The 15,420-nt window shown below is 46.7% G+C and carries 11 protein-coding genes; 6 read left to right on the top strand and 5 right to left on the bottom strand.

Annotated elements, in window-relative coordinates:
• Positions 1-326: 326 nt before the first annotated feature.
• Together H6F74_RS19845 and H6F74_RS19840 are read right to left on the bottom strand one after the other, a co-directional pair.
• The gene (locus tag H6F74_RS19845; protein WP_190443916.1) at positions 327-3,005 is read right to left on the bottom strand and encodes a zinc metalloprotease HtpX; all 2,679 of its coding nucleotides are present in this window, start codon (positions 3,003-3,005) and stop codon (positions 327-329) included.
• 464 nt (positions 3,006-3,469) lie between these two features.
• Positions 3,470-5,119: a peptide chain release factor 3 gene (locus tag H6F74_RS19840; protein ID WP_190443915.1), complete on the bottom strand. Its 1,650-nt coding sequence runs from the start codon at positions 5,117-5,119 to the stop codon at positions 3,470-3,472.
• 411 nt (positions 5,120-5,530) lie between these two features.
• Here H6F74_RS19840 and H6F74_RS19835 point away from each other — a divergent pair, with 411 nt between their 5' ends.
• From H6F74_RS19835 to H6F74_RS19810, 6 genes are all read left to right on the top strand, one after another.
• Positions 5,531-8,110, top strand: a complete 2,580-nt coding sequence (locus H6F74_RS19835; RefSeq protein WP_190443914.1) for a PAS domain-containing protein — start codon at positions 5,531-5,533, stop codon at positions 8,108-8,110.
• Between the two features lie 263 nt (positions 8,111-8,373).
• Positions 8,374-8,718, top strand: a complete 345-nt coding sequence (locus H6F74_RS19830; RefSeq protein ID WP_190443913.1) for a DUF4870 domain-containing protein — start codon at positions 8,374-8,376, stop codon at positions 8,716-8,718.
• Positions 8,719-8,950: 232 nt separating this feature from the next.
• Positions 8,951-9,934, top strand: coding sequence for an alpha-ketoacid dehydrogenase subunit beta (locus H6F74_RS19825; RefSeq protein WP_190443912.1), 984 nt, complete (start codon positions 8,951-8,953; stop codon positions 9,932-9,934).
• A gap of 104 nt (positions 9,935-10,038) precedes the next feature.
• The gene (gene secD / locus H6F74_RS19820; RefSeq protein ID WP_190443911.1) at positions 10,039-11,466 is read left to right on the top strand and encodes a protein translocase subunit SecD; all 1,428 of its coding nucleotides are present in this window, start codon (positions 10,039-10,041) and stop codon (positions 11,464-11,466) included.
• Complete coding sequence (gene secF, locus H6F74_RS19815) at positions 11,463-12,440, top strand: protein translocase subunit SecF (RefSeq protein WP_190443910.1); 978 nt, start codon at positions 11,463-11,465, stop codon at positions 12,438-12,440. The genes secD and secF overlap by 4 nt, the downstream gene beginning before the upstream one ends.
• Before the next feature lie 18 nt (positions 12,441-12,458).
• The gene (locus H6F74_RS19810; RefSeq protein ID WP_206756332.1) at positions 12,459-12,908 is read left to right on the top strand and encodes a hypothetical protein; all 450 of its coding nucleotides are present in this window, start codon (positions 12,459-12,461) and stop codon (positions 12,906-12,908) included.
• A 51-nt stretch (positions 12,909-12,959) separates the two neighbouring features.
• On the opposite strand, the gene H6F74_RS19805 is transcribed toward H6F74_RS19810, so the two are convergent.
• From H6F74_RS19805 to H6F74_RS30615, 3 genes are all read right to left on the bottom strand, one after another.
• Positions 12,960-14,816: a PAS domain S-box protein gene (locus H6F74_RS19805; RefSeq protein ID WP_190443909.1), complete on the bottom strand. Its 1,857-nt coding sequence runs from the start codon at positions 14,814-14,816 to the stop codon at positions 12,960-12,962.
• Positions 14,817-14,954: 138 nt separating this feature from the next.
• Positions 14,955-15,140 carry a hypothetical protein gene (locus H6F74_RS19800; protein ID WP_190443908.1) on the bottom strand — a complete coding sequence of 62 codons (186 nt, stop codon included), beginning with the start codon at positions 15,138-15,140 and terminating at the stop codon, positions 14,955-14,957.
• A 56-nt stretch (positions 15,141-15,196) separates the two neighbouring features.
• A complete protein-coding gene (locus H6F74_RS30615) occupies positions 15,197-15,328 on the bottom strand; it encodes a hypothetical protein (RefSeq protein ID WP_277875828.1) in 132 nt (43 codons plus the stop codon).
• Positions 15,329-15,420: the final 92 nt, after the last annotated feature.

Raw genomic sequence — 15,420 nt, 5'->3', positions numbered from 1 at the left:
CACAACCAATCTGCAAAAAAAAAACCAGCCACTCGCGTGGGCTGGTCAAGCTTGCTGTGTTGGGAGGAGGAAAACCTGATGCCAAGACGGAAAAGCGGCCCTTGCGATCTTTCCAAAAGCGAAGCTGCGTCTAGCATAATGACTTTCCTATGTAAACAAATGTAACACATTTACTAGGAAAATCGCAACTTTTCGTTACAAAATAAGACCAATTAATTGTTTTTTGTCAATCGTTGTCGTCTATTTTACTCGATTGCAGGCAACCAACGACTCTCCCCAAGTGTAGATTTATGGAAATTTAGATGCACAAAAACCTGAGATATTGACTAGCCGCGCCAAATAATGTAAATTCCCCAAGCCGCAGCTGCACAAGCCAAAATTGTTGACCAGATAGGATGGTAAGAGCGAGTAGTTATACCGCTTTGCGATCGCAGAGTTTCCAAATCGATCCAGGGAGTCGCCCCCCGACGAAACCAGCCAATGGCGGTGACAGGAAGGTTTACCAGATCGCCGGGACGAGATGAGGGTAAAAGATTGCCAATGGGGCCTAGCTGGGAACAAGGGTGTAATTTGATTAAACCCGTGTCAGTTTGCAAGATTAAATCCTGTCCCAGCCAATTGCTCATACCTCGCCGCCCTAAGAGTTTTCCTTGCATACGTACTGGCTTACTATCCACAGGGAGAGTGGCGGTACTGGCGTAGAGCTTTGGCAGGTTGGGATCTTGCAAGTTGCCTGGTTTGATATCCGGGAAAAAGGCATTAATCCGCAAAAAGGTGCCAAGGCCAAAACCTATCGGTAAGCAACCGAGAAGAATAGTCCAGTAATCGTCCAGCATCCAGACAAGTTGCCGGATTCCGAAGAAACTACCAATCCAACCCAGCAGCCAAAATAAACATCCCAAGGCTAAACCGAACAAGATGCCAAAAAAGGGCGCACCTTGTAAGAGGAGTTTGGAGTTTGGAGTTCTTAGCTTCGTTTTTGGGGTTTTGAGTGAGGGTATTTGAGTGAAGTTTAGTTCGGTTTCCAGCTTCCAGTGACGGGCGTAGAGGGATATTAAGTACAAGCGATCGCCTATTAAAGGATGAGAGTTATTAATCGTCATCCACTGACGAGACGGGTTGAGACAATCCCATTGCAGAACTGATTCAAAGCTAGTAAGAGGCGTGACACTACCCAAAGCGATCGCCTGTCGGTGTCCCACTGGCATCAGTAAGTCGAAGCTTTCTAAAAGCCAGCTAGTTGATTGATGTTGTTGGACATCAGCGGCAATGCCAATGGCAATTTTAAGTAAAGCACGGGTAAGTCCATTGGGGTTGCCAGTGATATCTGTCGCCACGCGATCGCTATAATTAAATCGCGATCGCGACAACCACAAACCTAAAGCGCGAGTTAGCCAAAATAAGCCGTAACTCAAAGCCGAAATAACCGCCGCAGGTATTTTTAGTACAGGACTTTGAGTTCTGTCCCCCCAACGCGCTACTTGCCAATAAACTATGTAAGCAAGCTGTGCGACTAAGACGACCAGGGAAATTACTGCCAAATTCGCTCCCAACGGCAAACACGCTAAGGCAATCCACCAACAATTAAACGCCCAATCCGATCCTAACAAGTAGAAAAAGCCGCCGATTAGAAACATCCCAAATGCGATCGCAATTCCAACCAGCCTATTTTGGACAATATGCCCCAACTCACCTGCATAGATGGCGGCAATTTCCTCATCTGCCAGTTGATCTAATAACCCTTGACTAACTACGATGCGGGCAGTTTGGGGTAAATTTCCATAAGTCAGTGCAACTGGAGCGCTACTAGGTAATATCTTTAAAGTTGGCAACTTTAAGCGCTTTTGTCCGCAATAGCGCGGTAGCATTTTAGCTGCCTCTGGGCTGAATTTAGACAGCGTAGAAAGAGACAGGGGTTGGATGCCATAAAAGTGCTTGAGTATAAGATCGAGTATCCAAGGCGACAAACACGCAAGCAACAGTAAAACTATTACTACAACCCCGGTTGGTTGTTCGTAAAAAGCTTGGATAGGTTGCAAAAAGGGAATATTGAGCAAGAAGTTGTTCGTCGCCGTCATCACGAACTGAAGTAAAAGCGAAATCGCCCAAAATAAAGCGATCGCAACTCCAGCCTGAAGCAACCACAAACGTTCTTGTTGTACTGCTTTCATAGCTTTCCATCCTTGGGCGCGTCCAGCTTGCTTCCATTGTAAAGACGCAGGCGATCGCGTCTGTTCAACAGGCAATTCATCCGCATCTTTACTGGTGTTATCAGTTACAGATGTCTCAGAAATTGCCGCCGCTAAGAGTGGTTTATTCTCGTTCCCATCTGACCGGGAAGGAGATCGGGGAGACTCTGCTTGTGTATTCCCTTTTACTGCCTTTTGTACAGGCGCACTTACGTCTTTTTTATCAGGCTGGGATGTGTCCGTTGGTGTCGCTGTTGCAGTTGTTTGGAAAGGGACATCAGCAATATTAGAACCCGTCCCCGTGCGGGTTTGTGGGGGTGGGGTTTCGTTGAGAGGGACAAACCCCGTGACATCGGACGCTGGTGGTGGTTCTAGCGCTGGCGTTGTTTCGTTGAGAGGGGCAAACCCAGTCACATCTGCCGTTTCCGGTGAAGGTTCAGATTTTGGGGGCGGTTCTAGCGCTGGCGTTGTTTCGTTGAGAGGGGCAAACCCAGTCACATCTGCCGTTTCCGGTGAAGGTTCAGATTTTGGGGGCGCTTGAGGATAACGTTGATCCAACTTAGCTTTGATAGGCTCCGCCCAGCTTTTAACTTTGGGATATTTGCTTTGACTGAGGGCGACACAAAGCGATCGCGCTTTCTCAATTTTGCCAGTGCGTTCGTAAGCAACCACCAGCCCCATCTGAGCGCGGACGACTGACTTTGAACTGAGATCAACCTCGCAGACACCTTCAAGGTGAGCGATCGCATCTTGGTAATTTCCCTGTTTCAGGGCTGTTAGACCATCGTCCAGAGATGGGTCAGGTAGAGAAGCCATAAAAATTCTTTCACTCGGCGTCCTTCCAAGATACCCATACTTCCGCTCTCAAGTATCAAAATTTGGGATTTTGCCTCGCCCAAAATCTTTCCTATATCCGTAGCATCTTGGCTACATTTGTATCATTTCTTCTATCTCTCTGGACTTCTAGGGAGGCAGGGTGGTTTCATACAACCCTTAGAAAATTGCGACATTTTGTAAGGGCATGGCATTGCCATGCCCATTGGTGTCAACTTAACGTTAGCTTGGCGACTGGAAGTCGCAGCTACACAAACAAAACCCGCCTGCGCGGGTTAAAAGAACCTTGATATTTCGTCAGTCCGCGTTCGCTTTAGCGTTCCCGAAGGGTAGGCGGACTGAGTTTGTTTAGCCGCGACTTCCAGTCGCCAGGCCTTAAATTGACACCGATGGGCAATGCCATGCCCCTACCGGCAACCAAAATCAACGTTACAACTATCCTTAACTTACAACTCCACTGGTTGTTGTCCCGCAACGACAGGCGCTGCGACATTCAACTTCAACTCTGGGTGATCTGCTTGCACCTGCTGACAATTCCATTCATTTCGGAATAACAGCACCGGACGACCCCAACTATCCTTTACCGTGACAGTGTTGAACAATCGCCCAACTTTTTGCAACGCTTCCCAACCACCATCAACCCAACGCGCCACACTATAAGGTAACAATTCCAACAAAGTCTCAACGTTGTACTCATTCTGCATCCGGAACTGCACCACTTCAAATTGCAGTTGTCCCACTGCTGCCAGAATTGGGTCGCGTTTGGCATCATCCGCCGAGTACATAATTTGTACTGCGCCCTCTTCCCGCAGTTCGGAAACGCCTTTGTGGAATTGCTTGAACTTGGAAGGGTTAGGATTTTTCAGATAAGCGAAGATTTCCGGCGAGAAGCAGGGAATCCCTTCATATTCCAGCTTCTGACCAGTATAAATTGTGTCACCAATCGCAAATACGCCGGGATTGTTCAAACCAATCACATCGCCTGGATACGCTTCTTCAATTGATTCTCTGTCTTGGGCAAATAGTTTTTGGGGACGAGACAGACGAACAGCTTTGCCAGTACGGGCATGATTTACCGTCATATCTTTTTCAAACTTACCAGTACAGACGCGCACAAAGGCAATGCGATCGCGATGCTTCGGGTCCATATTCGCCTGGAGTTTGAAGACAAAGCCAGAAAATTCTGGATAAGTCGGGGGAATTTCGCCGTTGGTGGAGTTGCGCGAACCCGGCTTCAAGGCATAATCCAGAAAGGCGTTTAAAAACTGCTCCACACCAAAGTTGGTCATGGCGCTACCAAAGAATACGGGTGTCATTTTGCCAGCGTGAACCAAATCTAAGTCAAGTTCTGACCCCACGCCTTCTATGAGTTCTAAATCGTCTTTGAGTTGGTAGTAAAGCTCTGGCTCTAAAAGTTCTTCAATCCGAGGATCGCCTAATTCTACAACCGTATCAATGGCTTCGCGCTTGCCGTGTTCGCTGCGCTCGAACAGGTGAATTTTTTTCTCTCGTCGGTCGTAGACACCTTTGAAGCGATCGCCCATCCCAATCGGCCAGTTTACCGCATAAGTCTGCAATCCCAACTCCCGCTCGATTTCATCCAGCAGATCCAACGGTTCGCGTCCTGGTCTATCGAGTTTGTTTACAAAAGTAAAAGTCGGGAGATTTCGCATCCGACACACTTCAAACAGTTTCCGTGTCTGCGGTTCCAAACCCTTAGCCGCATCAATCAGCATCACCGCATTATCTGCTGCTGCCAAAGTGCGATAAGTATCCTCACTGAAGTCTTGGTGTCCGGGAGTGTCCAGCAAGTTAATCTGACAATTTTCGTACTCAAACTGCAACACCGTCGAGGTAATCGAAATTCCCCGCTGTTGCTCCATTTCCATCCAGTCAGATGTTGCCTTTTTTTGCGCCCGTCGCGCCTTGACTGCTCCCGCCTCGTGAATTGCGCCTCCGTACAGCAAAAGCTTTTCAGTCAGCGTCGTTTTACCCGCGTCGGGGTGAGAAATAATCGCAAAGTTGCGCCGCCGCTCAACTGCTTGTTGTAATTCGGCTTTAATTGTCGTTTCTTGGAGATGTGAATCAGTTACCATTCTGATAATTTGTTCGTGGCTTTGCAAAAATAATAATTATCAAAGCTAATAATTATAAAGCTTAAAGTTTCTCTTTATATATTTACTATATCATGTAGGTGCCATTAACCACCTAAACTGCCCGTATTTTTAACGTTCTCAGGGATATTGCGATCGCTACTTTCCGTATATTTTCGGATTAACAGCTCTGCTTTAATGAGCAAAATTAAAATGAATCCTATTACTGCACTTTAGGAGCTTCAGCCGTCAGCAGCTGTTATAACTATGGCTCCGGTCGATAATTGGGTAATTCTTCTGAAGAGACCCTATCTGCCCTCTACATAAAGAATGAATTTACCCGTGCAGCCCCAATCATTGGCTCGATACTCGTTCTTCTTATCTGGGTAAAAGCGCCAAAAATAAGAAAATTTTATGTTAGAAATTTTACAAAATATATTTACTTCAAATCAATTTATTCCTCACGGACACTGCTACCTCTGGAAACCAGGGCTAGTAGGGCTAAATATCCTCTCAGATTCTTTGATTGCCCTAGCTTATTATTCAATTCCCTTACTACTGGTGACAATTGTCCGCAAGCGAGGCGATTTGCCCTTCGACTGGATTTTCATCTTATTTGGCACCTTTATTGTTGCTTGTGGTACAGGGCATCTTTTGGAGATATGGACGTTGTGGCACCCGATATATTGGATTTCGGGGTTGGTGAAAGCACTAACGGCTATAGTGTCCGTTGCTACCGGAATTGTGCTGTTGTCGTTGGTTCCGAAAATCTTAACCTTGCCCAGCCCCGCCCAGCTAGAAGAAGCCAATCGCAAACTGGAAACGGAAATTGAGAAGCGCTATCTTGTCGAGGAAAAGCTCCATCTGGCAATGGACAACATTCCGCAGTTCTTGTTCTGGAAAGATAAAAACTCAGTTTACCAGGGTTGTAATCGTAACTTTGCCCTCGCAGCTGGCTTAAACAATCCAGAGGATATTGTTGGGCTTACAGACTACGAATTGGCTTGGAAGCGCGAGGAATCTGACTTTTTCCGCCAGTGCGATGCGCGTGTAATGACAACGGATACACCTGAGTATCACATAATCGAAACCCAACTTCAAGCTGATGGTACACAGACTTGGGTAGATACAAATAAAGTCCCGCTACATAACGATGAAGGTAATGTAATCGGAATTCTTGGTACATACGAAGATATTACTGCTCGCAAACTAGCAGAAGAAGAGTTGCAAGCTACAGTCGCTGAACTGAGAGCATTATTTGCGGCAATGTCTGATGTAATTATAGTTATGGACGCTAAAGGTAGCTATCTAAAAATTGCTCCCACAAATCCCTCACTATCGTACAAACCGCCAAGAGACTTAATAGGCAAAACCCTACACGAAGTTTTTCCGAAAGCAGAAGCTGATGCCTTTTTGTGCAATATCCGCCGCGCCTTAGAACAACGACAGACGGTGAATACGGAATACAGCATGATAATTGGAAACAATGAATATTGGTTTGCCAATAGCATTTCACCAATTCAGGAAGACTCGGTTATCATTGTGGCGCGAGATATTACCGAGCGTAAAATCCTAGAAAAAGAATTAGCAATGCGCGAGCAATTGTTAAATTTATTTATCACCGCCGCACCTGTGGGAATGTGTATTTTAGATGACCAACTGCGGTATTTGCAAGTCAACGAGGCGTTAGCAGAAACAATCTGTGGCTTGGATGTGGAAAGATTTATCGGAAGACCTATTGGTGAAGTTATTCCCCATGTTGCACCACTAATTGAGCCGATTTATCGCCGGATACTAACAACAGGAGAATCGGTTCTCAACGTTGAAGGGTGTAGCGAAAAAGCGGAGCAACCAGGGGTAATGTGTCATTGGGTGGCTTCTCAATTTGCCATACCCGGAGAGGATGGTAAACCGATGGCTATTGGTGCCATCGTAGCTGATATTAGCGATCGCAAACGAGCAGAAAACGCCCTGCGACAATCAGAAACCGAGTTGAGAAAAAAGAACCAGCAGCTGGAACATACTCTCCAAGAACTCCAACGCACACAAGAACAACTGATTCAAAGCGAAAAAATGTCCAGTTTGGGACAGTTAGTGGCGGGTGTGGCTCACGAAATTAACAATCCAATAAGCTTTATCTACGGCAATCTCACTCACGTCAGCGAGTATACCCAAGAGTTGCTTTCTTTGGTATGCCTTTACCAGCAACACTATCCCCAACCATCCGCTGAAATTGAAACTTTGAGTGAAGAACTCGATTTGGATTTTCTGGCACAAGACTTGCCCAAAATTCTGTCATCAATGAAGAATGGAGCAACCCGCATCCGCGAGATTGTCTTATCTTTGCGGAACTTCTCGCGGCTAGATGAGGCAGAGGTGAAGGCTGTCAATATCCACGAAGGTATTGACAACACGCTGCTAATTCTGCAAAACCGCCTGCATTCTCAGGCGCTAGCTTGGGAAAAAGGAGGAAGACACGCCGAAATTAAAATAATTAAAGAGTATGGGAAGCTGCCACCAGTCAAGTGTTATGCAGGGCAGCTGAATCAGGTATTTTTGAATATCCTCACTAATGCCATTGATGCGCTGGATATGAAGGCTGGGGACAAGGGACTGGGGACTGGAGGCAAGGGACTGGAGACTGGGGACAAGGGACTGGGTAAGAGTCCTTCCAATTCCCAATTCCCAATTCCCAATCCCCAATCCCCAATCCCAGAGATTAGGATTAGCACCGAACTTCAGGGAAATGATTGGGTAGTCGTTCGGATTGCTGATAATGGTTGTGGCATGACCCAAGAGGTTCGGCGTAGGCTGTTTGACCCATTTTTTACCACTAAACCCGTTGGCAAGGGGACTGGTTTGGGGTTGTCAATCAGCTATCAAATTGTGAAAAAGCATGGCGGTATCTTGCAGTGTGTTTCCGCACCAACTCAAGGGGCGGAATTTGTCATCCGGATTCCGATTCAGCAAAAAGTGGGAATTGGTAATTGCTAATCGGTAATTGGGGGAAAAATAAGCAAAATTTATTTGTGCGTTAGGGCTTACGCACGTCAACACACTGTAAGGGCATGGCATTGCCATGCCCTTACGACAGAATCAGGCATTCACTAATTAACTGCGTAAGTCTTGTGCTTATTTACTTTTGCAGGAGAGCCTTTTTTAGGTACGGGAAGCCGCTTTAATAGTGCGGCTCACCCCCGGCGATCGCGTGTTACATTCAAGGCAACAGAAAAGAATTATCTGCATTAGGGGGAAGGATGTACGACACAGACAAGCGGAAGTTGCTATCGGCACTGGCTCATGGCTCAATCTTTTTTAGCACCGCAGTTGTGTCTATCGGGCTACCGATTGCGATTTGGTTCGTATCCGAAGACCCAGTTGTGAAAGAAAATGCTAAGGAAGCCATCAACTTCCACTTCAATGTATGGTTGTATGGGGCGATTATTGGAGTGTTAGTTTTTCTAACCCTTGGTTTACTGGGCTTTATCCTGGTGCCTTTAGGGTTTCTTCTCCACTGGGGACTAACAATTTTTGCAATTACCCATAGTTTGAGCAATACTGACCAAGCTTACCGCTATCCCTTTATTTTTCGCTTACTGTAGTCTTTAGGCTGTTGCGATCGCTAAATCTTTCGTGGCTATAGTTAAGTAGACACATAAAACAAAAATATAAAACCCGTTTTCGAGAGAAAACGGGTTTTATATCTTGGATACTGGGGTGTTTGGTGCATCCAGATTGCAAATGCTTGTGATGTGCGATCGCTTGCAAAATTCACTGCCCCAAAACGGTAAAATCCTAGTCTGAACCTAAATCTTACTCCTCCTTACCCTAGAAATGGCAGAAACTTTATTCTTCAACGCCCTCCGCGAAGCCATAGACGAAGAAATGGCACGCGATTCAGCTGTATTCGTTCTCGGTGAAGACGTTGGTCACTATGGCGGCTCCTACAAAGTTACCAAAGACTTATACAAAAAATACGGCGACCTGCGCGTACTAGACACCCCCATTGCTGAAAACAGCTTCACAGGGATGGCAGTTGGTGCCGCTATGACCGGATTAAGACCGATTATTGAAGGCATGAACATGGGCTTTTTGCTCCTCGCCTTCAACCAAATCTCTAACAACGCCGGAATGCTACGCTATACCTCCGGCGGTAACTTCAAAATCCCGATGGTGATTCGCGGCCCCGGCGGTGTCGGTCGTCAGCTGGGTGCAGAACACTCTCAGCGATTAGAAGCTTATTTTCAGGCAGTACCCGGTCTAAAAATTGTCGCTTGTTCCACACCTTACAACGCCAAAGGGCTGCTAAAAGCCGCCATCCGCGACGATAACCCAGTTTTATTCTTTGAACACGTCCTCCTGTACAACTTGAAAGAAGATTTGCCAGAGGAAGACTATGTGTTGCCTTTGGATAAGGCAGAAGTGGTGCGACAAGGTAAAGATGTAACAATTATTACCTATTCGCGGATGCGTCACCACGTCATGCAAGCTGTGAAAAACCTGGAAAAGGAAGGTTTCGATCCAGAGGTGATTGACCTGATTTCCCTCAAGCCTTTAGACTTTGATACCATTGGTGCTTCCGTGCGGAAAACCCACCGGGTAATCATCGTTGAAGAATGTATGAAAACTGGTGGAATTGCTGCGGAATTGACAGCATCAATTAGCGATCGCTTATTCGATGAGCTAGATGCACCAGTGCTGCGACTTTCTTCCCAGGATATCCCGACACCTTACAACGGAAATCTGGAACGGCTGACAATTGTGCAACCAGAGCAAATTGTAGAAGCTGTGCAGAAGATGATGGCCTTACAAGTTTAATTTGTCTAGGACAGGTGTCTTGCCTGTCCTACTAGACTAACCATCAAAACTGCTGGATTCGCCCAAAAGGGATTATCATAGCATTTGTTTGAGCAAGTCGTGGTATGCAGAGACAGCGTTCCTTATTAGCCCTAATCCTGGTTTTGGTGATTGCTTCCATCACCGTGGTTATCAGAATACCTATTCGGCTGGGATTAGACCTCCAGGGTGGGTCACAATTGACAATTCAGGTGAAACCCACAAAAGAGGTCAAGGAAATCAAGCGCGAAGATTTAGACGCGGTTTTGAAGATAGTAGAAGGCAGAATTAACGGTCTTGGGGTGTCGGAAGCCCTGGTGCAAACTGTCGGACAAGACCAAATTTTGGTACAGTTGCCGGGGGTGAGCGACCCGCAACAGGCAGAACGGGTACTAGGTGGTACAGCGGTGCTGGATTTTCGCCGCCAGAACCTGGTAGTAGGAACGCAACTGGGTGTCAGAGAAACCGAGTTGCAGGAATTACTGCTAAAACAGCAGCAGTTGGAGGCGAAAGGAGATGCGACAGCGATCGCCCAAAATAAAGAAGCGATCGCCCAAAAGCAACAACAAATCTCTGAACTCGAACGAGAAGCATTTGAACCCACCGGGCTGTCAGGCAAAAACCTGAAAAATGCCCTTCCTCAACCCACACCAAATGGTGACATTTGGGCTGTAGGTATCAGGTTTGATCCTGACGGAGCCGAAAAGTTTGCACAATTAACCAAAGATGTAGCCAAAAATGGCGGCAGGCTGGGCATCTTTCTGGATAATAAGCTGATTAGCGCTCCCGGTGTTGATCCAAAATATGCCCAAACTGGAATTACAGGCGGAAATGCCGAAATTTCCGGCGATTTTACCTTAGAAACCGCTAACGAATTAGCCCTTCAGTTGCGAGGCGGTTCCCTACCATTCCCAGTAGAAATAATCGAAAACCGCACAGTAGGAGCAACGCTGGGACGAGATAGTATCCAAAGCAGTATCTACGCTGGTGTTGGGGGTCTGACTTTGGTACTGATTTTTATCGGTGTCTATTATCGGCTACCAGGCGTAATTGCTGATGTCGCTTTGGTTATCTACTCGCTGTTGACATTAGCTACCTTTGTTTTATTAGGTGTCACTTTAACCCTACCGGGAATTGCTGGGTTTATTCTCAGTATCGGGATGGCAGTTGATGCCAACGTCCTGATTTTTGAGCGGACGCGGGAAGAATTAAGAGCCGGAAAGAGTTTATATCGCTCTGTAGAGTCTGGTTTTTACCGGGCGTTTTCCAGCATTTTAGATAGTAACGTGACCACCTTGATTGCGTGTGGAGCCTTGTTTTGGCTGGGTTCAGGTTTGGTGAAGGGTTTTGCCTTCACTCTGGCTATTGGAGTTTTGGTGAGTATGTTTACAGCGATTACCTGTAGTCGTACCCTGCTAATGACAGCGATAGGATTTCCACAATTACGCAAACCGGAACTGTATGCTCCGAAGTTGCAAGCATTTGGAAAATCTCAGGCAGGGGCAGGACAATGAAAATAAGTGTAATCAAAAGGCGATCGCTCTGGTGGACAATTTCCGGCGTCTTCATGCTCGCGGGCATCATTGCGATGGCAATCAACTGGACGCAGATAGGTGCGCCCTTACGTCCCAGTCTGGATTTTGTCGGCGGCACGCGGTTACAATTTGAACTCGACTGTTCTAAGCCGGACAACTGCAACCAACCCATCGACATTCCCGCAGTTCGGGAAGTTTTAGCTGCTCAAGGTTTGGCAGACAGCAGCATCCAAGTTTTAACCAAAAACGTTGGCGGTGAAACCCAGTATGGTTTATCAATTCGTAGCAAAGCACTGGATGTTGAACAACGCACCAAGCTGCAAAATGCCTTAAGCGAACTCCGAGCCTTCGACCCCCAAAAAACTCAGATAGACACTGTTGGCCCTACCCTCGGACGACAACTTTTTGCCTCTGGACTCCTGGCACTCATCCTATCCTTCGCTGGCATCACTATATACCTAACATTTCGGTTCCAGCTAGACTATGCCTTCTTCGCCTTTGCAGCCCTGTTTCACGATGTTTTGATTACCGTGGGCAGCTTCGCCATTTTTGGTTTGGTTCTAGGCACTGAAGTTGATAGCTTATTTGTTGTGGCGCTGTTAACCATCATCGGTTTCTCCGTCAACGATACCGTAGTGATTTATGACCGAATTCGGGAAGTTGTCAAACTCAATCCAGAGCTGCATATTAATCAGATTGTTGATGATGCAGTTAATCAAACCCTAACGCGGTCAATCAACACCACCTTAACTACGCTGTTGACCTTGTTTGCTCTCTTCTTCTTTGGCGGCGATACCCTGAAAAACTTTGCCTTAGCCTTGATTATTGGATTCGTTGCTGGTGCTTATTCCAGTATCTTCGTTGCCAGTACCCTATTGGCATGGTGGCGAGAGCGCACAGGTCAATCCAAGGGCATTCCCGCCACTGAACCAAGAACTTCCGATGAAATCTGAATTGGGTGAGGCAAAAGAATGAATCAGCCAAGCGGCGATCAATCAGACCACAAGCCAGATGAGCAACCAATTCATTCCTCATCCTTCATCCTTCATCCCTCGGATGACCCTAGCTTTGGGCAACAAGTGCAAAGGTTACACCAGCTTACTGTCTACGGCAGATGGTTAGTTGCCGGGTTACTCTGGATTACTGTTGGTCCCTTAAGCTTGTGGGGCTTGCGTTACCCAATTTCTCTGATATGGGAACACTTTACTTGGGCGGCATTGCGATATGGTCTTTTTTATAATCCGCTACCGACACTGGGACTCGCCTTCTGTGTTGGCATGACCGTATCCGTTTTAGTCTGGCAAAGTCGTAACATTTTGTTGGGAATGCCTCATCGGGAACAACAACGCTTAGAGCAACAGGTCTGTCAAATTCGCCAACAGGGGAAAACACACCCACTTTGGAAGTGGGTTTGTCAATAAAATTCTCTCGTTCCCAGTCCGAGGCTGGGAATGAGGACTTTTGATTTCTTTTCACGCGCACCGAGACAGAATTGGTTGAGAACGGTATTGGTGAATAGGAATTTTAATCAAAAATTCTGCACCCTTCCCAGGTTCGGAAACGCAGGTTAATTGACCGCCGTGCTTTTCTACAACAATTTGGTAGCTAATAGATAAGCCGAGTCCTGTACCTGCGCCCACTGATTTTGTGGTGAAGAAAGGGTCAAATAGCTTTCGACGTACTTCCTCGGTCATCCCGCAACCGTTGTCAATAATCCGGATGAGGACATGATCTGAATCTACAACCTCGGTGCAAATCCGAATCTCTGGGGTGGGAATTTCGGAAGAATCTTGTCCATTCCCGATTCCCGATTCCCGATTCCCCAGTTCCAAAGCATCGATGGCATTACTAAGGATATTCATCAATACCTGATTGAGCTGACCAGCATAACAGTCTATGGGTGGCAGGTCGCCATACTCTTTAATGATTGCGATCGCTTTCTGCCCTGGAGTAGCCTTTAAGCGGTCTTGCATCAATTTCAAAGTGCTGTCAATGCCTTCGTGAATATTGACAGACTTCTTCTCCGCTTGGTCGTGGCGCGAGAAGGAGCGCAACGATAAGACAATTTGACGGATGCGATCCGCCCCCAACTTCATTGACGACAGCAGTTTGGGCATATCTGCCATCACAAAATCTAGGTCGAATTCTTCGAGGAAATCTTCGATTTCCGCAGCTGGTTTGGGATAATGCTTTCCATACAGCTGCAACAACTCCATCAAGCTTTCAATGTAGTGACTGGCGTATTCCAGGTTTCCGTGGATGAAGCTGACGGGGTTGTTAATTTCGTGGGCGACACCTGCCACCAACTGCCCTAAACTGGACATTTTTGCACTGTGAATCAGCTGGGCCTGAGTTTGTTTTAATTCGCTCAAGGCTTGTTTTAGCTTGGCCGCTTTTTCTCTCAATTGTGCTTCTGATTGCCCTCTGGCTTCCTCAGCCGCTTTGCGCTCGACAACTTCTTTTAAAAGAAGCTCGTTGGCTGCTTTTAGCTCAGTGGTGCGTTCTTCGACTCGTCTTTCTAAATCGTCGTTAGCTTTTTCCAGTGCCACTTGTGCAAGTTTGCGCTCAGTGATATCGCGCGTCACGGTGGCAAAGCCGCGCAGCCATCCGTCTTCGCCTCGCAAGGCTGTTACTACGACATTTGCCCAAAACTGCGAACCGTCTTTGCGTAAGCGCAATGTTTCGCATTCAACCCGGCCTTCTATTGCCGCTTTCTTCAGGACTTGCTCTGGCTTGCCTTTTTGGATATCTTCGCTGGGGAAAAAGCTGGAGAAATGCTGACCGATGATTTCACTGGCTTGATAGCCGTTAATTCCTTCTGCACCTTTGTTCCAACTGATAATCTTGCCGCTGGTATCCAGCATATAAATGGCATAGTCTTTGACATTCTTGACTAACAAGCGGAAGCGCTCCTCACTTTCCCGCAGCGCCTCGTCTGATTGTTTGCGCTCAGTAATATCACGGGCGGTGGCGTAAATCAGTTGTTCTTCATGGCAGACGGCGGCGTTCCACAAAAGCCACTTGTAGGAGCCATCCTTGCAGCGAAAGCGATTCTCAAAGGAAATAGTTTCTGTGCTACTGGAAATTTCCTGCAACTGAGCGATGGTAGCTTGACGGTCTTTGGGATGGATAAATTCGATCCACTGTTTAGCCGAAAGCTGATCGGTTGTGAATCCCAGTGTTTTTTCGCACATCGGGTTAAGTTGCTTGAAGTAGCCGTCGAAACCGGCTACGAAAAACATATCCAGAGAGAGCGTAAAAAAACGATTTTTCTTGAATTCTAATCCTCTGCTATCGCTGATTCGGGGTTTTGCCGCCTGCATTGTCATTTTTCACCTACCTATTTTCCTTAAATGCACTCCTCCATGCTTCCCCTGATTTCTACCGAGACTTAGGTCTTTACTAAATTGACATCTTTATGTGGAGTTTACACATAATATAGTTTTTTATGGATGCCTTGACAATTATTAACGAAAATTATATAAAGTATTCGGATTTTGCTGTAAAATCCCTGCTGCCCGGTTGCAGAGGATGGGGATTTTCATCTCAAAGGAAAATCGCGATCGCATTTTATCTAACACTAGGGAACAAGCTTTGGCAAGGCTTTTCCGCCACGACTGTTGGCGCAGCCTGCCTGGGGTGGGCTTAGTCAAGGGCGAATAAACTCTCGTCCGCGCAACGGGAGGCTAGGACGCGATCGCGCTCAATCTCAGCGATGGGTAAATAATCGAGTGTCTTCAATATGCGATCGCCTAAAGGGAGATAAATCACAACCGCTTTTCAGCCACTCCATCGGCAACTGATTAGCATCGTAATGCTGCTGAAGCAATTTTTCAGTCAAAATAGTAATTGATGAGCTTATAAGCAAGTTTTGATATAACTCTCTATATTCCTGGGTGGGCTACCTCCTTTTTAAGGGGGTAGGTGGTATCG

This window comes from Trichocoleus sp. FACHB-90 (assembly GCF_014695505.1).
Classification (GTDB): domain Bacteria; phylum Cyanobacteriota; class Cyanobacteriia; order Cyanobacteriales; family FACHB-T130; genus Funiculus; species Funiculus sociatus.
Note: the sequence above shows the minus strand (reverse complement) of the source record. Positions and strands in the feature narration are given on the sequence as shown.